18 protein-coding genes are annotated in these 18,165 nt (G+C 67.5%); 8 read left to right on the top strand and 10 right to left on the bottom strand.

What is annotated here, in order from left to right:
* Positions 1 to 51: 51 nt before the first annotated feature.
* Positions 52 to 1,539 carry a flavin-containing monooxygenase gene (locus A5708_RS21400; protein WP_065030532.1) on the top strand — a complete coding sequence of 496 codons (1,488 nt, stop codon included), beginning with the start codon at positions 52 to 54 and terminating at the stop codon, positions 1,537 to 1,539.
* Between the two features lie 5 nt (positions 1,540 to 1,544).
* On the opposite strand, the gene A5708_RS21395 is transcribed toward A5708_RS21400, so the two are convergent.
* The 4 genes from A5708_RS21395 to A5708_RS21380 all read right to left on the bottom strand — a co-directional run bounded on the left by A5708_RS21395 (position 1,545) and on the right by A5708_RS21380 (position 4,360).
* Positions 1,545 to 1,997: a hypothetical protein gene (locus A5708_RS21395; protein WP_065030531.1), complete on the bottom strand. Its 453-nt coding sequence runs from the start codon at positions 1,995 to 1,997 to the stop codon at positions 1,545 to 1,547.
* A gap of 36 nt (positions 1,998 to 2,033) precedes the next feature.
* Positions 2,034 to 2,576, bottom strand: a complete 543-nt coding sequence (locus tag A5708_RS21390; RefSeq protein ID WP_065030571.1) for an ester cyclase — start codon at positions 2,574 to 2,576, stop codon at positions 2,034 to 2,036.
* Between the two features lie 91 nt (positions 2,577 to 2,667).
* On the bottom strand, positions 2,668 to 3,975 hold the full coding sequence (locus A5708_RS21385) for a cytochrome P450 (RefSeq protein ID WP_065030530.1): 1,308 nt from the start codon (positions 3,973 to 3,975) through the stop codon (positions 2,668 to 2,670).
* Between the two features lie 37 nt (positions 3,976 to 4,012).
* Positions 4,013 to 4,360, bottom strand: a complete 348-nt coding sequence (locus tag A5708_RS21380) for an MmpS family transport accessory protein (RefSeq protein WP_196772705.1) — start codon at positions 4,358 to 4,360, stop codon at positions 4,013 to 4,015.
* Between the two features lie 83 nt (positions 4,361 to 4,443).
* Here A5708_RS21380 and A5708_RS21375 point away from each other — a divergent pair, with 83 nt between their 5' ends.
* Entirely contained in the window at positions 4,444 to 5,529 is a 1,086-nt protein-coding gene (locus tag A5708_RS21375) for a dihydrodipicolinate reductase (RefSeq protein WP_065030528.1), read from the top strand.
* Positions 5,530 to 5,637: 108 nt separating this feature from the next.
* Positions 5,638 to 7,356 carry an Hsp70 family protein gene (locus A5708_RS21370; RefSeq protein WP_065030527.1) on the top strand — a complete coding sequence of 573 codons (1,719 nt, stop codon included), beginning with the start codon at positions 5,638 to 5,640 and terminating at the stop codon, positions 7,354 to 7,356.
* A 22-nt stretch (positions 7,357 to 7,378) separates the two neighbouring features.
* Here A5708_RS21370 and A5708_RS27895 read toward each other — a convergent pair whose 3' ends face one another.
* The 4 genes from A5708_RS27895 to A5708_RS21350 form a co-directional block, all read right to left on the bottom strand.
* Positions 7,379 to 7,810 (bottom strand): hypothetical protein, encoded by a 432-nt coding sequence (locus A5708_RS27895; RefSeq protein WP_065030526.1) that lies wholly within the window; start codon positions 7,808 to 7,810, stop codon positions 7,379 to 7,381.
* Positions 7,811 to 7,882: 72 nt separating this feature from the next.
* Entirely contained in the window at positions 7,883 to 8,980 is a 1,098-nt protein-coding gene (locus tag A5708_RS21360) for an SAM-dependent methyltransferase (RefSeq protein ID WP_065030525.1), read from the bottom strand.
* 48 nt (positions 8,981 to 9,028) lie between these two features.
* On the bottom strand, positions 9,029 to 9,652 hold the full coding sequence (locus A5708_RS21355) for an MBL fold metallo-hydrolase (RefSeq protein ID WP_065030524.1): 624 nt from the start codon (positions 9,650 to 9,652) through the stop codon (positions 9,029 to 9,031).
* A complete protein-coding gene (locus tag A5708_RS21350; protein WP_065030523.1) occupies positions 9,653 to 10,738 on the bottom strand; it encodes an S-(hydroxymethyl)mycothiol dehydrogenase in 1,086 nt (361 codons plus the stop codon).
* Between the two features lie 103 nt (positions 10,739 to 10,841).
* Here A5708_RS21350 and A5708_RS21345 point away from each other — a divergent pair, with 103 nt between their 5' ends.
* The 3 genes from A5708_RS21345 to A5708_RS21335 all read left to right on the top strand — a co-directional run bounded on the left by A5708_RS21345 (position 10,842) and on the right by A5708_RS21335 (position 13,383).
* Positions 10,842 to 11,900, top strand: coding sequence for a class I SAM-dependent methyltransferase (locus A5708_RS21345; protein ID WP_065030522.1), 1,059 nt, complete (start codon positions 10,842 to 10,844; stop codon positions 11,898 to 11,900).
* On the top strand, positions 11,900 to 12,718 hold the full coding sequence (locus tag A5708_RS21340) for a serine hydrolase domain-containing protein (RefSeq protein WP_065030521.1): 819 nt from the start codon (positions 11,900 to 11,902) through the stop codon (positions 12,716 to 12,718). The genes A5708_RS21345 and A5708_RS21340 overlap by 1 nt, the downstream gene beginning before the upstream one ends.
* 152 nt (positions 12,719 to 12,870) lie before the next feature.
* Complete coding sequence (locus tag A5708_RS21335) at positions 12,871 to 13,383, top strand: DUF3145 domain-containing protein (RefSeq protein WP_065030570.1); 513 nt, start codon at positions 12,871 to 12,873, stop codon at positions 13,381 to 13,383.
* Positions 13,384 to 13,497: 114 nt separating this feature from the next.
* Here the strand turns inward: A5708_RS21335 and A5708_RS21330 are convergent, their stop codons facing one another.
* Together A5708_RS21330 and A5708_RS21325 are read right to left on the bottom strand one after the other, a co-directional pair.
* A complete protein-coding gene (locus A5708_RS21330) occupies positions 13,498 to 14,433 on the bottom strand; it encodes a diacylglycerol kinase (protein WP_065030520.1) in 936 nt (311 codons plus the stop codon).
* The gene (locus A5708_RS21325) at positions 14,430 to 16,010 is read right to left on the bottom strand and encodes an FAD-binding oxidoreductase (protein ID WP_155766123.1); all 1,581 of its coding nucleotides are present in this window, start codon (positions 16,008 to 16,010) and stop codon (positions 14,430 to 14,432) included. Before A5708_RS21325 ends, A5708_RS21330 begins: the two co-directional genes overlap by 4 nt.
* Positions 16,011 to 16,057: 47 nt before the next feature.
* Between A5708_RS21325 and A5708_RS21320 the strand changes: the two genes are divergently transcribed.
* The gene (locus tag A5708_RS21320) at positions 16,058 to 16,627 is read left to right on the top strand and encodes a TetR/AcrR family transcriptional regulator (RefSeq protein ID WP_065030518.1); all 570 of its coding nucleotides are present in this window, start codon (positions 16,058 to 16,060) and stop codon (positions 16,625 to 16,627) included.
* Positions 16,624 to 18,165: a glycerol-3-phosphate dehydrogenase/oxidase gene (locus tag A5708_RS21315; protein ID WP_065030517.1), complete on the top strand. Its 1,542-nt coding sequence runs from the start codon at positions 16,624 to 16,626 to the stop codon at positions 18,163 to 18,165. The genes A5708_RS21320 and A5708_RS21315 overlap by 4 nt, the downstream gene beginning before the upstream one ends.

The following is an 18,165-nucleotide window of genomic DNA, read 5'->3' as shown; positions in this document are numbered from 1 at the left end:
GGAAAGCTTATGATTCGTTAAGTAGGGAAACCAGTTAGCACGGAGCATGCTGTGAATACGGACCGTTTCGACGCGATCATCGTAGGTGCAGGTTTCGGCGGCATAGGTGCCGCGATTCAGCTCAAGCGCCTCGGGTTTGACGACTTCATCATCCTCGACCGCGAGGACGACTTGGGGGGCACCTGGCATGTCAACCATTACCCGGGCGTGGCCGTCGACATCCCGTCCACGACGTATTCCTACTGGTTTGAGCCGAATCCTGACTGGTCGCGGCTGTTCGCGCCGGGCGCGGAGGTCAAGCAGTACGCGATGGACGTCGCCGACAAGTACGACGTGCGCCGCCACATGCGGTTCAACACGACCGTCGAGGGCGCGCAGTGGGATGAGGAAACCGCCGAATGGCGGGTCGGGCTGGCCGGCGGCGAAAGCCTGACCTGCCGGTTCCTGATCACCGCGACCGGCTTCCTGTCCCAGCCGCGCATGCCGGACATCCCCGGCATCGCCAGCTTCAAAGGCAAGGTGGTGCACACCACCGCGTGGGACCACGGCTATAGCTATGAGGGACGCCGTATCGCGGTCATCGGCACCGGCGCCTCCGCGGTGCAGGTCATTCCCGAGTTGGCCAAAGAGGCCGCGGACCTGACCGTCTACCAGCGCACCGCGGCGCACATCCTGCCCAAGCCGGATTTCCCGTTCGCTCCAAGCGTGCAACGCATGTTTGCCCGGCTGCCCGTGCTGCAACGTGCGCTGCGCTGGGTGACCGACATTGTTATGGAGCTCATCTTGGTCATCGGTGCGCTGAAATTCGTGCAGACCCGGGGGCGGGGGAATATCGCCTTCGCCGACCTGGCCAAGATCAACCGGTTCAGAACGCTCCGCGATAAGGATCTGCGCGCCAAGTTGACGCCGGACTACGACTGCGGCTGCAAGCGGCCCACCATGTCCAACGACTTCTACCGCGCTTTCACCATGCCGCACGTACACCTGGAGACGAACTCGATCGAGCGCATCGAGGCCGACGGCATAGTCACGGCGGACGGGCGTAAGACCGTCATCGACACTCTGGTGCTAGCGACCGGTTTTGACCTCTGGGAGGCCAACTTCCCGGCCATCGAGGTGATCGGCCGCAAAGGGCGCAACCTCGGAAAGTGGTGGCGGGAGACCAAGTTTCAGGCCTACCAGGGGGTGTCGGTGCCCTACTTCCCCAACTACTTGGGCCTGGCCAGTCCGTTTGCCTTCTCCGGGTTCTCGTTCTTCCACACCATCGAATACCAGATGCGGCACATCGACCGGCTTTTGGGTGAGGTCAAGCGCCGCGGCGCGACCACGTTCGAGGTGACCGAGGAAGCCAATAACCGTTTCCGCGAGCGGATGAGCGAACTGTTGGAAACCTCGGTGTTCAACAATGGTGACTGTGCGACGTCGCGGTCTTACTATTTCAATCCCAGCGGCGAGGCGACCTTGCTGCGGCCGACGTCCACACTCAACGCGGTGCGAGAAGGCCGGACCTTCCCGCTCAGCGACTACGTCATCGCCTAGGCACCTCAGCGGCGCGCGGATCCGGTCAACGGTTGCCCGTTGGCGGACTGCAGCAGGCAGATGACGGTGCTCGGGGTCGGGTTGGCGCCGGTGCGGTCCTGGTTCGAGTCGATGAGATAGGTGATCGAAAACCGGCCGCCGTCAACGGATTGGCCGGTGTACGGGGCCAATCCGGCCGCGCAGTCGCGATTGGCGACGGTGGCGATGGCGGAGTCGACGGCCATCGGGGCCCGCAGATACACCTCGGCCAAATGCGCTGTCGCGCAATCGACGACGGTGACGTTGACGCGACTCCCGTCGGCGGGCGGCAGATCGGTCACGCATTCGCCGGTCCGCAGGTCGATCCACTTCTCGGTGTGCGCCCCAGGCTGTAATGGTGCGGCGGTGGCCAACGCGCAGGAACACAACATGGCCACGGCGGTGCCGCCGCACATCGTGTGAAGGCTTGAAAACCGCATCGCAGCCTCCCTTGCTCCATCCCTTAGCGGTGGAGTCTAGGGGGTGTGGGTCAGTGCCGGGTCCGGTTTTTCCGACGACATCGACAAGAACCCGCGCAGGCACCGCGCGGCCAGCCACCAGTTCGCCGGCTTCTTCATGTCCAGTCCGCCCAGCAGCTGCTTGATCATGGTCAGCGTGTCGAAGTAAATGCGTTCGCAGACAAGGGTTTCGGCGTTGTCGAAGACGAAGTATGCGGTCATGCGGACCCGGAACCGGCTACCGGTGGGCGGGACCTTGCCCAGGTAACCGCGGTGCGTGCCCATCAGCCAGAATTCGACGATCACCGCGTCGGCGCTGTGGCGCAGCGCGATGATTTCGTGGTCCTGGTCGGGAAATGCGGTCCGCGTGTAGGCGTAGTAGTCGCGTACGGCCGCATCGCCGTCGTGCACGAGCATCTGGGGGATCAACTCGTAGCGCGGATGCGGGAAGGTCGCCAAGACGTCATCCCAGGCCTGGCGGACCTCGTCATGGAAGTGGTCGAGCACGAGTTTCTGGCGGGCGGCCAGCACCTCGGCGGCGGGGAACGCGGGAATGGTCACGGGGTCAGCGTAATCCCGGAATTGATAGCACATGCGCTAGCGGATTCTAGACAGCGATATACCCTCCGGCAGAGCCGATTCGGATACGGCGCTACCGCGGCGGGGTCCAGGCCACCGGCAGGGTCTTGATGCCGTGGATGAACTGCGACAGCAGCCGCGCGGGTTCATCCGTCGCGACGATGTCGGGGATCTCGCGGCGCAATTCGTCGAAGACCACCCTGATCTCGCGACGAGCGAGGTTGGCGCCCAGGCAGAAATGGGCGCCGCCGCCGCCGAAGCCGAAGTGCGGGTTGGGGGTGCGCGCCACGTCGAAAACCCAGGGATTCTCAAACGTCGACTCGTCGCGATTGGCCGAGTTGTACCACAGCGTGGCCTTGTCGCCGGCCTTCATCTTGGTGCCGCTCAGCTTGAAGTCCCGGGTCAGGGTGCGCCGCATGTAGACCACCGGGGACGCCCACCGCACGATCTCCTCGACGGCAGTGGGGGTCAGGCGGTCGAAGTTCGACCACCACTTCTCCCGCTCGGCGGGGTAGCGCGACAGCGCCAGCACACCGTGGCTGATGGCATTGCGCGTCGTCTCGTTGCCGGCCACCACCAGCAGGATGAAGAACGACGCGATCTCCGTCGACGACAGCCGTTCCCCGTCGACCTCGGCTTCCACCAGGCTGGTGGTCAGGTCGTCGTGGTGATTGGACCGCCGGTCCTCGGCCAGCGCGCTGGCGTAGGCGCCGATGTCCATCGAGACCTGAAGGAACTCGTCGAAATCCGTCGCCAGATCCGGATCGCCGAACCCGAGAATGACGTTGGTCCAATGGAATATGCGCTGATGGTCCTCCTCGGGGATACCCATCATGTCGCAGATGACCTGCAACGGCAGCGGACCGGCAAGCTCGTTGACCAGTTCGGCCTCCCCGTCGGGATGATTGGCGATCAGCGATGCGACCAGCCGGCGGGCCCGCTCGCGGACCGAGGCCTCGATACGCGCCACGACCTTCGGGGTGAACGCGCGGCTGACGATCGAGCGCAGCCGCTGGTGCCGCGGATCGTCGAGCACGATCATCGAGCCGAAGTACTCGCTGATCTCCGGGGTGTTGTCGTTGATCGTGATGTTGGGGCTGGAGCTGAAGATGTCCGGGTGACGGCTCGCGAAATGCACGTCGTCGTGTTTGGTCAGCGCCCAATGCCCGTCGCCCGGTTCGAAACCCTCGTACTCGATCGCGGGCCAGAACGAGATCGGTGTCTCGCGGCGCAGGGTGGCGAACGCGCCGTCGCGGAAGTCGTCGTCCAACGCCCAAAAGTCCAGCGAATCGAGATGGATGTCGGCGAGCGGAATGTCGGGCGGTGGCGTCCCGTTCGTCCGCGGCGCCAGGCCTTTCTTGGGACCCGTCTTGAGGCTCACCGAGACCTCCTTTGTCGTGAAAAAGGGGAGTGCTGGGTCAGTGCGTGCAGACGGTTCTGGCGGGCGCGCCCGTGGTAGCCGTCGCGGCACTCACCACGTTGCCGTCGAGCAGGATCTTGCAGGAGATGGGACCCGGTCCCTGCGCGCTGATGGTGAACACCTCGCCGCCGTAGCCGGTGAACTCCGTCGACCAGGGCAGCGGCGCGTTCGCCTGATGCAGCTGCCCGTTGTCGGTTTGGTAGTAGATGAACTCGGCGACGGCGGGCCCGTTGATCTCGTAGCGGACCTTCGGCATCTGGGGAAGGGCGTGCGCTACGCCGCACGCGTTCGCGAACCCGAAACCGATGGCCAACAGGACCGAAGGTCCGGCGAGGTGCTTGGTCATGAATTGCATCGTGTCACCACGAGCGACGGTAGGGAAGCTTATGGTGAAGCCCAAAGCGGGGGCTGGTGACCGGAAGGTTGGGTATGTCCAAAAGCGGCTCAAAGCGTGTGGTGGTGTACGGAACCGGCTTCGTCGGCAAGATGGTGATCGCCGAGATCGTGAAGCATCCGTTGTTCGAGTTGGTCGGCGTCGGCGTGAGCAATCCCGCCAAGGTCGGTCGCGACGTCGGCGAGGTCTGCGGGCTGCCCGAGCCGGTCGGCATCACCGCCACCGACGACGTGGACGCCCTGATCGCGTTGAAACCCGATGCGCTGGTGCACTACGGCCCGACGGCGATGCACGCCAAGGAGAACATCTCGCTGATCACCCGCTTCCTGCGGGCTGGCATCGACGTGTGTTCGACCGCGATGACCCCGTGGGTCTGGCCGACCATGAGCCTCAACCCGCCGAACTGGATCCAGCCGATCACCGAGGCCTGCGAGCTGGGGGAGTCGTCCTGCTTCACCACCGGCATCGACCCCGGATTCGCCAACGACCTGTTCCCGATGACGCTGATGGGGTTGTGCTCCGAGGTGCGCCGGGTCCGGGCGTCCGAACTGCTGGACTACACCAACTACGAGGGCGACTACGAATTCGAGATGGGCATCGGCCGCGAGCCGGAGTTCAAGCCGATGCTGGAAGACCGCGACATGCTGATCTTCGCGTGGGGCGCCACCGTCCCGATGATCGCGCACGCCGCCGGCATCATGCTCGACGAGATCACCACGACCTGGGACAAGTGGGTGACACCCACGGAGCGCAACTCCGCCAGGGGTGTCATCAAGCCGGGGCACGTGGCCGCCGTCCGGTTCACCATCAACGGCGTGTATCAGGGCGAGACCCGCATCCAGCTCGAACACGTCAACCGGATCGGGCTGGACGCCGCCCCGGACTGGCCGACCGGCCACGACAACGACGTCTACCGCGTGGACATCGAGGGGACCCCGAGCATCTTCCAGGAGACCGCGTTCCGGTTCACCGACGGCTCGGGCCGGGACGCGGCGGCGGCCGGATGCCTGGCGACCGGCCTGCGGGCGCTCAACGCGGTTCCGGCGGTCAACGATCTGCGGCCAGGCTGGGTCACCCCGCTCGACCTCCCGCTGATCGCCGGCGAAGGCAACATCCGGTGACCGGCGCACAGCGGGTGCATAGCCGTCGCTGACACGGAATACAGGTTTTGGCGGCACAATAACGGCTAGCCGGATGCGAGTTGGTGCTGCGGATACGGGGATCGGGATATGGCCAAAGGAGTCGGGACCGCGCTGGGCTTATCGATCGGCGCCACCAACCTGGCTGCCGTCACCGCCGATAACGCCATCACCCGCAAGCCCGTTCTGACGCTGTATCCGGATCGCCCCGCCGAAATCGGTATCCCCGCGGAGAACCCCCGGTTGCAGGGTCCCGGCGTGGTGATCACCGGCTTCGTCAACCGGGTCGGCGACCCGCGTGGCGTCGTGGCGGTCGACGGCTCGGTCCACCGCAGCGAGGTGTTGGTCGCCGACGGGTTGCGTGCGCTCGCGTATGCCGCCACCGGCGGGCGCGCTCTGCCCGATGACGTCGCGGTCACCTATCCGGCCCACTGGGAGTCGCACGCTGTGGAGGCCCTCGGCGCGGCGCTGAGCGAGATCCCCGAGTGGTCGCGACGCACGCGCCCGATCCTGCTGATCCCCGACGCCGCGGCGACACTGCTCGCCGTGCGGACCAGCCCGGGCATCCCGCCGCGCGGAACGGTCGCGGTCTGCGACTTCGGCGGCAGCGGCACCAACATCACCTTGATGCACGCCGACGGTGACTACCGGGCGTTAGCCCCGACCGTTCGGCATCGCGATTTCTCCGGCGACCTGATCGACCAGGCGCTGCTGGGCGCCGTCATCGCCAACATGCCGACCACCGGTGCGTTTCCGTCCGGCGACGCGGCGATCGGCTCGCTGAGCCGGCTGCGCAGCGCATGCCGGATTGCCAAGGAGGAGCTGTCCTCGGGCACGGTCGCCACGCTGACCGACGGGCTGACCGGGACGCGCGGCGAAGTCCGGCTCACCCGGCACGAACTTGACGACGCGATCCGCCCCTCGCTGGACCGCGCGATCTCGGCATTGGACGAAGCCTTGGCGCGCAACGGAATCCGTGATCTCGTCGCGGTGGTCTCGACGGGCGGCGGGGCTAACCTGCCGACCGTCACCACGGCCCTGTCGCGGCACTTTCGCGTTCCCGTCGCCACGACGCCGCGCCCGCAACTCACCGCCGCGGTAGGCGCCGCGTTGCGGGTCGCGCACGGCCCCGGCGATGCCGGCTCGACGCCCGCCGCGCCCGCCGCGCCCGCCGAGCCGACTCAGGCCGAGCTGGCGCGGGCCTGGTCGGCCACCGGAACCAACTCGCGGATCACCGGCGCCGGGTATTCCGGGCCAGACCCCGACGCGGCGACCGGAGCGGCCGTGGCCGCGATTGGGTCGACCGAGGCCGCACCTGTAACCGTCAAGCGCAAGCGGCTGGCGTCTCACTGGCATGTGCTGCCGGTAGCGGCGATCATCATCACCGTCGCGGCGGTGCTGCTGGTGGGAACCGCCATAGCGATCGGGCTGACCGCGCAAAACAAGACGGCGACGACACCAGCGCCGGCACCGAATACCACACCCGCGGCCCCGCCACCGGCGCCCCACAGCGCGACGGCCGAGCCCACCCCGCCGCCACCGGACGTTCCGGTGCCGTCAACGTCTGACACCACCCCGCCCGCCGAGACCGAGACGCCGATGACCACCACACCCCGTGCGACCCCTCAGGCGGCCCCGCCGGCCGTGCCCGCGCGTCCGGCGGCTCCGCGCAAAGTGGCGGCCCCGCCGATTCCACCCGTTCCGGGCGTCAACGAACCCATCCCCGGGCTTGACCGCGTCAACCAGATCATCCAGGAGATCGAGGGCAATTTGGGCATCACCGCGCTGGGGCCGATACCCGCTCATTGAGTCCTACGTTATCGGCTGCAGCTCAACCCTTTTCGCCCTTGTTCTCCTCTTGGGCGGCTTCTCTCAGCTTCTCGTTGAGGGCCTTGTCCTTTTCGATCTGTTCCTGCAGGTCCTTTTCGTCGCGCTGGCCGTCACCCTTGTCCTGGGTATCATCGGCATCGGCGCCCTCAGGCGTCTCGTGCTTGGGATTGCCCTCGTCGTCCAGCCACTCGTTGACCGCGGTACCGGAGACGCTGCCGCCGGTGCCGGGTAGGACGATCGTGGGCTTTTCTTTGTAGGCCTCCATCATCTCGGCGGCCTTCTTTTTGTCGTCCTCGTCCGGCTCTGGCTTTTCGGTTAGCCGTTGCTCATCACCTTGACCAGTTTGATCGGCTCGGTCGGCTCGATCAGTCTCTTGATCAGTCTGATCAGCTTTTTCGTCCCGATCAGTCCCTTTATCGTCCTGCACGCTCATGCGTCTACCCCCTTGCGGTCGCAGGTTGACGATTGGTAGGGGCTTACCCGCTGCGCCGTTGTGCCAAAACTCTCATCGGTGCGAGGTGTCGCGCTTGATCAGCACGACCACGGCCTGCGGGATTCGCATCGGCTCGGGCGCGCCGGCAAGGCGCGAGGCCACCGCGCCCTCCAGGTGCTCGACGAATCGCGTCGCCCGCTCGTCGTGGACCCCACCGTCGAGTGCGGCCAGCAGCGAGGGGAACAGCGCGAACCGGGCGAACGCCGCCCACTGCGCGCCGAATGCCTCTGCGTCGTGGTCTAACTGATAGCGAGCCCAGAACCGGTCCTCGGCGTTGAACATCTCGAGGTGCTCGATCATCAGGCCCTCGAAGCGCCCCTTCGGCGCGAACGGGGCACGAAAATCCTTCTCGGTACGGGCGAAGGTAGGAATCGTCATGCGGCGCAACTCATCTGGGTGCAGTAGGCCCTCGCGCGCCAAATCATCCAGCGCATCGACGATGGTGTCGAGCAGCGGGGCGAAGCCCGCGGTGTCGTCTTCGTCGGCGGCCAGCGTCAGCGCCACCAGTCGGCCCTCGGGGGCCAACTCCCGGCCGCGGAAGGCGACGAAGTTATGCCAGTCCAGCGCCGCCTGGTCGGCATAGGCCGAATGCACGGCGTCGTCGTGGCTCCGCGAGACGTGCACGTGATCGTGCACCTCGCACGGCGTTCGGCTCAACCACTGCGTCGCCCACGACGTCCACCCCAGGTTGACCGTCTTGGACGGCACGATCTGGTCATAAAACGAACGGCCGACGGCCGAGGTGAACGTCGCCGTGTCGGAGTGCAGGTAGCTTTCCGGGTCGTCGTGCACCGTCTCGAACAGCGTAGCGAAGTCGTTGCCCGGTACATCGGTGTGCGCCACCAGGATTGCGTGATCGTGGCGGGTGCGGCGACGTAGCACCGCGATAGCCGCCGACAGCGGCCTGAGCGAATTGTGGCCGTTGGCCGCGCCGTAGTCGGCGATGACGATCGGCTGCGGAGGCTTGGGCAGCGTGACCTCTTCGGCGGCCCGCTCGAAGGCCGCGATCGCCTGCGCCAACCCGGCGGCCCGCAGCCGCGACGCCTCGGTGTAGTCGGGCTCGGGCCGCACCACAATGCTCGATTCGGGCATCCGGGGTTCAGGCGGCATGGGTCAACGATAGAGGCCGGACCGGTTGGCAGTTCGGCGTGCAAGGAATCAGTGGCCGCGGGCCACCCATTCCTCGTAGTGGACGATTTCGTCGCCGATGGTGGTGCTGTCGCCGTGGCCGGTATGCACGACGGTGTCGCCGGGCAACGTGCCGAGCCGGCCGGAAATCGACTGCAGGATGGTGGGGAAGTCCGAATAGGAGCGCCCGGTCGCGCCCGGCCCGCCGGCGAACAGGGTGTCGCCGCTGAACACGACGCCCAGGTCCGGGGCGTACCAGCACACCGATCCAGGGGAGTGGCCCGGCGTGTGCAACGCCAGCAGCTCGGTGCCGGCGACGTCGAGCGTGTCACCGTCGGCGATCGTGCGAAAGTCGCTGTCCGGGTGCGTCATTCGCCACAGTACTTCGTCGGCGGGGTGCAGCAGAACCGGCGCGTCGAGTGTCTTGCCGAGTTCGGGTGCCACGGTGACGTGGTCGTTGTGACCGTGCGTGCACACCACCGCCACCACGTGGCGACCGCCCACCGCCTCGATGATGGGTGCGGCGTCGTGGGCGGCATCGAACACCACGACGTTCGAATTGTCGCCGATCAGCCAGATGTTGTTGTCGACTTCCCAACTGCCGCCGTCGAGTTCAAAGGTGCCGTGGGTAACGACCCGATCGATGTCCACCATTTACAGCACCACTACCGAACGCAGGACCTTGCCACCATGCATCTTCTCGAACGCCTCCTCGATGGCGTCTAGCCCGATTCGCTCGGACACAAACTTCTCCAACGGCAGACGGCCCTGCAGATACAGGTCGATCAGGGTGGGGAAGTCGCGTTCGGGCAGGCAGTCGCCGTACCACGATGACTTCAACGAGCCGCCATGGCTGAAGAAGTCCACCAGCGGCATGTCCAGGCGCATGTCGGGGGTCGGAACACCAACCAGCACAACGGTTCCGGCGAGGTCGCGGGCGTAGAAGGCCTGCTTCCAAGTTTCCGGCCGGCCCACGGCGTCGATCACCACGTTGGCGCCGAAGCCGTCGGTGAGGTCCTGAATGGTCTTGACGACGTCGAGTTCGCGCGCGTTGACGGTGTGCGTGGCGCCGAACTTGCGGGCCCAGTCCAGTTTGGCGTTGTCGGTGTCGACGGCGATGATCCGCCGGGCGCCCACCAGCGCCGCACCGGCGATCGCGGCGTCGCCCACGCCGCCGCAACCGATGACCGCGACGGTGTCATCGCGGGTGACGGCGCCGGTGTTGATCGCCGCGCCCAGCCCGGCCATAAGCCCGCAGCCCAGCAGGCCCGCGACCGCGGGGTCGGCCTCGGGATTGACCTTGGTGCACTGGCCGGCGGCCACCAGCGTCTTGTCGGCGAACGCGCCGATGCCCAGCGCGGGCGTGAGCTCGGTGCCGTCGGTCAGCGACATCTTCTGGGTGGCATTGAAGGTGTCGAAGCACAGGTGCGGCCGGCCGCGCTTGCACGCCCGGCACTGCCCACAGACCGCGCGCCAGTTCAGGACGACGAAGTCGCCCGGCGCGACGGCGGTCACGTCCGGGCCGACGGCCTCGACCCGGCCGGCGGCCTCGTGGCCGAGCAGGAAGGGATACTCGTCGTTGATGCCGCCCTCGCGGTAGGTCAGGTCGGTGTGGCACACCCCGCAGGCGATGACGTCGACCAGAGCCTCCCCGGGCCCGGGATCCGGGACGACGATGTCCACCAATTCAACGGGTTCGCCCTTCTTGCGTGAAATCACGCCGCGCACTGTCTGACTCATGGGCTACAACCTACTGACCGCCGCCATACATCTCGCGGCGGGTTGTCCACCCATCCGCTGTTGGCAACCGGCCGACCATCGAGCGGGTGTAGCGTCCCTGGGCGTGACGGCTTTGGAAACCACCGAAGAATTCACCGAACGAATCACCGCGGCCATCGACGGCGCCAGCCTGACGCTGTTGCTCAGCATCGGGCATCAGACCGGGCTGCTGGACACCATGGCCGGGCAGGCACCGGCCACCAGCGAGCAGATCGCCGAGGCGGCCGGGCTCAACGAGCGCTACGTCCGGGAGTGGCTGGCCGGCATGACCACCGGACGCGTCGTCGACTACGACCCCGACACCGCGACCTACTCGTTGCCCGCGGAGCGCGCCAAGGTGCTGACGCGCGAGGCCGGACCGGACAATTTGGCCCTGGTGACCCTGCTCGTTCCGGTGCTCGCCGAGGTCGAACAAAAGATCATCGGGTGCTTCCGCGCCGGGGGCGGGCTGCCGTACAGCGAGTTTCCCCGCTTCCACGCATTGATGGCCGAGCAGAGCGGCGTCGTGTACGACACCGCGTTGGTCGACGTGGTGCTGCCGTTGGTGGATGGACTCGTGGAGCGGCTGCGGTCCGGCGCCGACGTGGCGGATTTCGGCTGCGGCAGCGGACATGCCATCAACGTAATGGCACAAGCGTTTCCGGCCAGCCGCTTCACCGGCATCGACTTCTCCGAGCAGGCCATCGCCACCGGGATCGCGGAGGCGGCCGAGCGGGGCCTGTCCAACGCGGCCTTCGAAAGCCACAATCTCGCTGAGTTGGATAAGGCGGACGCCTACGACGTCATCACCGTCTTCGACGCCATCCACGATCAGGCGCAGCCGGCGCGGGTCCTGGAGAACATCTACGCCGCGCTGCGCCCCGGCGGTGTGCTGCTGATGGCCGACATCAAGGCGTCGAGCCGGCTCGAGGAGAACGTCGGTGTTCCGATGAGCACCTACCTGTATACAACGTCGCTGATGCACTGCATGACGGTGTCGCTGGCGCTGGACGGCGCCGGACTTGGCACCGCCTGGGGGACGCAACTGGCGGTCTCGATGCTGGGCGATGCCGGGTTCGGCGACGTGAGCGTGGCCGAGATCGAGTCGGACCCGATCAACAACTACTACATCGCCCGGAAGTGATGGCGGTCCTCGACGCCCTGAACGACTGGCCGGTCGGGGCCGCCGCCGCAGCGGTAATCGGCCCGGGCGGCGTGCTGGCCAGTCACGGCGACACCGAGCGGGTGTTCGAGCTGGCCTCGGTAACCAAGCCGTTGGCGGCCCGGGCCGTGCAGGTCGCCATCGAGGAAGGCGCGGTCGAGCTCGACACGCCGGCCGGCCCGCCCGGCGCAACCGTCCGGCACCTGCTTGCCCACACCTCGGGTCTGTCGATGCACAACGACCAGGTGCTGGCCGCGCCCGGGGCCCGGCGGATCTACTCCAACCAGGGCTTCACGGTGCTGGGCCAGACCGTGGAGCGCGAGACCGGCATCGAGTTTGCGCGCTACCTGACCGAGGCGGTGTGCGAGCCGCTGGGCATGGCGGCGACCGAGCTGCACGGCGGTGCGGTGGCCGCCGGGTTCGGGGTGAGGTCGACCGTGGCCGATCTGGCGGCGTTCGCCGGGGACCTGCTGCGCCCGGCGACGGTCTCGCACGGCTTGCACGCCGAGGCGACGACGGTGCAGTTTCCCGGTCTGGACGGCGTTCTGCCCGGTTACGGGGTGCAGCGGCCCAACGATTGGGGGCTGGGTTTCGAGCTCCGGGACACGAAATCGCCGCACTGGACGGGCACCCAGAATTCCGCGCGAACGTACGGCCATTTTGGTCAGGCGGGCGGTTTTATCTGGGCGGATCCCGAAAAAGACCTGGCGTTGGTGGTCCTCACGGACCGGGATTTCGGGGAGTGGGCGCTGCGGCCGTGGCCGGCGATTTCGGACGCCGTGATAGCCGATTACAGCTAGTGGGAAATGCACACTAGCGCAACAGGGGTATCACAAGGCACAATAGACACGCACGACACACAAAAAATCGAAGATTTCAAGCAAGCTGCCCTGTTTGTCGGGTCCGCAGGTCGTTGGGGAAGACGTCCCTCGTGGAACCGAAGGAGCAGGAAATGCGAGCGTCGAATCAATTCGCCGACGTGACGACCGGCGTGGTGTACGTGCACGCGTCACCCGCGGCGGTTTGCCCGCATGTCGAGTGGGCGTTGTCGTCGTCCCTGGGTGCCAAGGCGAATCTGACCTGGACGCCCCAGCCGGCGATGCCCGGACAGCTGCGCGCGGTCACCAACTGGGTCGGGCCCGTGGGCACCGGCGCCAAACTGGCCAACGCGCTGCGGTCCTGGTCCGTGCTGCGGTTCGAGGTCACCGAGGACCCCAGCCCCGGCGTCGACGGACACCGGTTCAGCCACACCCCGCAGCTCGGCCTGTGGAGCGGGGCGATGAGCGCCAACGGCGACATCATGGTCGGGGAGATGCGGCTGCGGGCGATGATGGCCCAGGGCGCCGACACCCTGGCCGCGGAATTGGACTCGGTGCTCGGCACGGCCTGGGACGAGGCGCTCGAGGCCTACCGCGACGGCGGCGACGTCGGCGAGGTGACCTGGCTCAGCCGCGGCGTCGGTTAGTCGGTCGGCGGCTCAGCCGGGGCCGCCGGTCTGGAAGCAATGGGTGACTTTCAAACGCGCTAGCGCATCCGCTAGCGCGTTTGAACATGCCGTAATGGTCCCTCGAGACCGGGCCTATCGGTTGGCCGGGCGCAGAATCTGCAGAGCGCCCGGAACCGCCGAGACATCGGCCGGCAGCGCGCAGGCGAAGTCGCCGTCGGCGTAGACGTTGATGCCGGGGCACTCGACGTGGATGGACTTGGCCCGCGCCGTGCTGACCTCGTCGAGGTTGACGTGCGTGCCCTTCATGACGGTGGGGAACAGGCGAACCAGCTTGGTCCGCGACGCCTCGTGCACCATGGTGATGTCGAGCAGTCCGTCGGTGTGGTCGGCGCCGGGACAGATCTGCAGCCCGCCGCCGTAGCTGCGGGTGTTGCCGAAGGCGGCAAGCGTGATATCCGCGTCGACCTCTCTGCTGCCGTCGAGCACCATGCGAAATGGCAAGAGCCGCAGCTGTGACAGCTCGGCCAGCATCGCAACGTAATAGCGCAGCCGGCCGTGCGGCCAGCTCATCCGGTTGGCGCGATCGGTGACCAGCGAATCGAAGCCGGTGGCCGCCACGGTGCCGAACCATTTCTCCCACTTTTTGGCGCCGCTGCTTCCCTGAATCAGGCCCAGGTCAATGGATTCCGTGCAGCCGTCGGCGACGATGTCCGCGGCGGCCTCGGCGTCCTTGGTGGGGATGCCGAATTCGCGGGCGTGGTCGTTGCCGGTGCCGGCCGGAATCACGCCCAGCGGAACGTCCGTTCCCGCCAACACCTGCAGGGCGTTGGAGACGACGCCGTCGCCTCCGGTCACCATGACCGCGTCGGTGCCCTTGTCCAGGGCCGCGCCGACCAGGTGGCGGGCGTCTTGCGCGTCGTCGCCGATGATTTCGACGACTTCCACGCCGCGGCGGTGCAGCCGGGCGATCGCGAGCTGGGCGGCGTGGACCGCGGCGCCGTGACCCGACACCGGGTTGGTCAGCGCGATCACCTTGCCGATCTCTCGGCGGCGCAGCTCGGCCGTCACGGAATCAGCTTGCCGGGATTGAGAATTCCGGCCGGATCCAGTGTCGCCTTGACCGCGCGTAACACCTGCACTCCCAGCTCGCCTATCTCGTCGCGCATCCACGGCCGGTGGTCGGCTCCGACCGCATGGTGGTGGGTGATGGTCCCGCCGGTGGCCATGATGGCATCCGACGCGGCCTTTTTGGCGGCTTTCCACTGCTCGATCGGGTTGCCCCGTTGCCCGGCGACGACGGTGAAATACAACGAGGCGCCGGTGGGGTAGACGTGGGAGATGTGACACATCACCAGGGCCGGCGTGCCGGTTGCGGCGAGCGCCTCGGTAAGTGCTTGGGTGACAGCGGTTTTCAGCGCGGGGACGCCTGCCCAGTCGGTCGCGGTCTCCAGCGTTTCGCACAGCGCGCCCGCCGCGAGCAGCGAATCGCGCAGGTACGGTGCGCCGAATCGGCCGCGCTCCCAGGCCCGCGCCGGACCGTCGCCCAGCGAGGTTCCGCCTCGGGCCGCCAGCAGCGCGCTGGTTTCGGCGTGCCGGCTTTCGACGTGTTCGGTGGTGCCCTCGAACATGGTGATGGCCAGGCATCCGCCGGTGATCTGGGATTCGCCGATCGCCTCGGTGGTGGCCAGGTTGACTCCGGTCTCGGCCTCGTCGGAGAGCCGAATGACGGTGGGGCCGGTGGCATTTTGGGTGACGGCGCGCAGGGCCGCGGCCCCGGTCGCGAAGTCGGGGAACGACCACGCCTCGTAGCGGACGGCTTCCGGCGCGCGGTGCACGCGCAGCCGCACCTGGGTGATGACGCCCAGGGTGCCCTCCGAGCCGATCAACAGCTGGCGCAGGTCGGGGCCCGCGGCGGATTCCGGTGCGCGGCCCAGATCCAGGATGCCCACCGGGGTGACCACGCGCAGGCCGCGCACCATGTCGTTGAACCGGCCGTAGCCCGCCGAGTCCTGACCGGACGAGCGGGTGGCGGCGAAGCCGCCGATGGTGGCGTACTCAAAACTCTGCGGGAAATGGCCGAGCGAAAAGCCTTGTGCGCCAAGGAGGCGTTCGGCCTCCGGTCCGGTGACCCCGGCCCCGAAGACGGCCTGCCCGGAGACGTCGTCCAGCGAGATCAGTTGGTCGAAGCGGCGCAGGTCAAGCGACACGACGGCGGCGAACTCCGCGCGATCGGGGTCGAGCCCACCGACCACGCTGGTGCCCCCGCCGAAGGGTACGACGGCGATGCGATGCTGCGAGCAGTGGCGCAGGATCGCGGCAACGGCGTCGTCATCGCCGGGAAGCAGCACGGCGTCGGGCGCGTCCTGGACCCCTCGGTCGTTGCGACGCAGCAGGTCGATGGTGGATTTGCCGCCCGCGTGCAGCAAACGATCGGAATCCGCCGTGCGGCAGTATTCGGCGCCGACGATGGCGGCCAGCGCATCCCGATCGGACTGCGACAACGCCGACGGGCGCAATTGCACCTGGTCGGATCGCAGTTCGACCGTGCGGGACCCCTCGACGCCCACGGCCTGCTGCAGCAAGGACCGGATCCCCTCCGAGAGCGGCTTGGCCGCGGCGGGGTCTCCCCACGCGTTCCATTTCATCGGCGGCAACAGCCCCTGGGAATCGGTCATGCGTTACAGTATTACATATGTTGTCAATCCGTAACGACAAGTTGGATACCGGCGAGCGCATCCTCGCGGCGGCCGCCAGCTGTGTGGTGGATTTCGGCGTGGACCGGGTCACCCTCGCCGAGATAGCCCGGCGAGCCGGCGTCAGCAGGCCGACGGTGTATCGGCGCTGGCCGGACACGCCGTCGATCGTGGCGGCGCTGCTGACCCAGCACATCACCGAGGTGATGCGCGACGCCCCGTTGCTCGGGAACGATCGGGAATCCCTTGTGCGACAGATAGTCACGGTGACCGATCTGCTGCGGGCGGACCGGTTGGTGATGTCGGTGCTGCACTCGGATCTCGCGTCGACGTACATCACCGAACGCCTGGGGACCAGCCAGCGCATGTTGATCGACGCCCTCGCCGCCCGGCTGCGGATGGCTCAGCGGCACGGCAGCGTCCGGCTCGGCGACCCCGTCCAGATGGCGGCCATGGTGCTGCTGATCGCCCAATCGACCATCCAGTCGGCGCGGATCGTCGAACCGATGCTCGACGCCGACGCGCTGGCCACCGAGTTGGCCTACTCGCTGAACGGATACCTGTCGTGATACCCGATCCGACCGCCCTGAACGGCGCCCGCCGCGCCGCGGACCTGACCGCGCTCGCCGACGGTGAAGCGCTGGACGTCGTGGTGATCGGCGGCGGCATCACCGGTGCCGGCATCGCGCTGGATGCGGCGGCGCGCGGCCTGCGGGTGGCGCTGGTGGAGAAACACGATCTGGCGTTCGGCACCAGCCGCTGGAGCTCCAAACTCGTGCACGGCGGGCTGCGCTACCTGGCGACCGGCAACGTGGGCATCGCCCGGCGCAGCGCCGTCGAGCGTGGAATCCTGATGACGCGCAACGCCCCCCACCTGGTTCACGCGATGCCCCAGCTGGTGCCGCTGCTGCCGTCGATGAGCCCGGGCAAGAGGGCGCTGGTGCGTGGCGGTTTCCTGGCCGGTGACGCGCTGCGGTTCCTCGCCGGCACCCCGGCGTCGACGCTGCCCCGCTCGCGCCGGGTTTCGGCGCAGCGCGTCGTGGAGATGGCGCCGACCGTGCGGCGGGACGGCCTGGACGGCGGCTTCCTGGCCTACGACGGTCAATTGATCGACGACGCCCGACTGGTCACCGCGGTCGCGCGCACCGCGGCGCAGCACGGCGCGCGGATCCTGACCAGGGTGTCGGCATCGCGGGCCACCGGCACCTCGGTGCGACTGACGGACCTGCGCGCCGGGGGATCGTTCGACGTGTCAGCGGGCGCGATCATCAACGCGGCCGGGGTGTGGGCGGGCGAGATCGACGGCGCGTTGCGGTTGCGGCCCAGTCGCGGCACGCATCTGGTCTTCGATGCCCAGTCTTTCGGCAATCCTTCTGCGGCGCTGACCATTCCGATTCCCGGCGAGCTCAATCGCTTCGTCTTCGCCATGCCCGAACAACTGGGCCGGGTTTATCTGGGGCTCACCGACGAAGCGGCTCCCGGCCCCATTCCGGACGTGCCCGAGCCGTCGGTCGAAGAGATCACCTTCCTGCTGGACACGGTGAACACCGCATTGGGCACCGAGCTCGCCGCCACAGACGTGATCGGCGCCTACGCCGGGCTACGGCCGCTGATCGATACCGGCGAAGGCCGCACCGCCGACGTCTCCCGCGAGCATGCCGTCGTGGAATCGGCATCCGGGGTGATCAGCGTGATCGGTGGGAAGCTGACCGAATACCGCTACATGGCACAGGACGTGCTGAACCGCGCGATTCAGCTGCGGCACCTGCGCGCCGGGAAATGCCAGACCCGCAACCTGCCGCTGATCGGGGCCCCGGCCAATCCCGGGGTGATCGCGGCTCACGAAATCGAGCTGCCGCCGTCGCTGGTGCAGCGGTACGGGGCCGAGGCGCCCAAGGTCGTCGCCGTCGCGGCCTGCGATCGGCCGACCGAGCCGGTCGCGGAGGGAATCGACGTCAGCAGAGCGGAATTCGCCTACGCGATAACGCATGAGGGCGCGCTGGATGTCTCCGACATCCTGGACCGGCGGACCCGGATCGGGTTGGTGGCGCGCGATCGGGAGCGGGCTGTCGTCGTCGCCGAGGAGTTTTTGGCGCGCTTCGGCTAG

Source organism: Mycobacterium colombiense, from assembly GCF_001672755.1.
GTDB classification, from domain to species: domain Bacteria; phylum Actinomycetota; class Actinomycetes; order Mycobacteriales; family Mycobacteriaceae; genus Mycobacterium; species Mycobacterium colombiense_C.
Note: the sequence above shows the minus strand (reverse complement) of the source record. Positions and strands in the feature narration are given on the sequence as shown.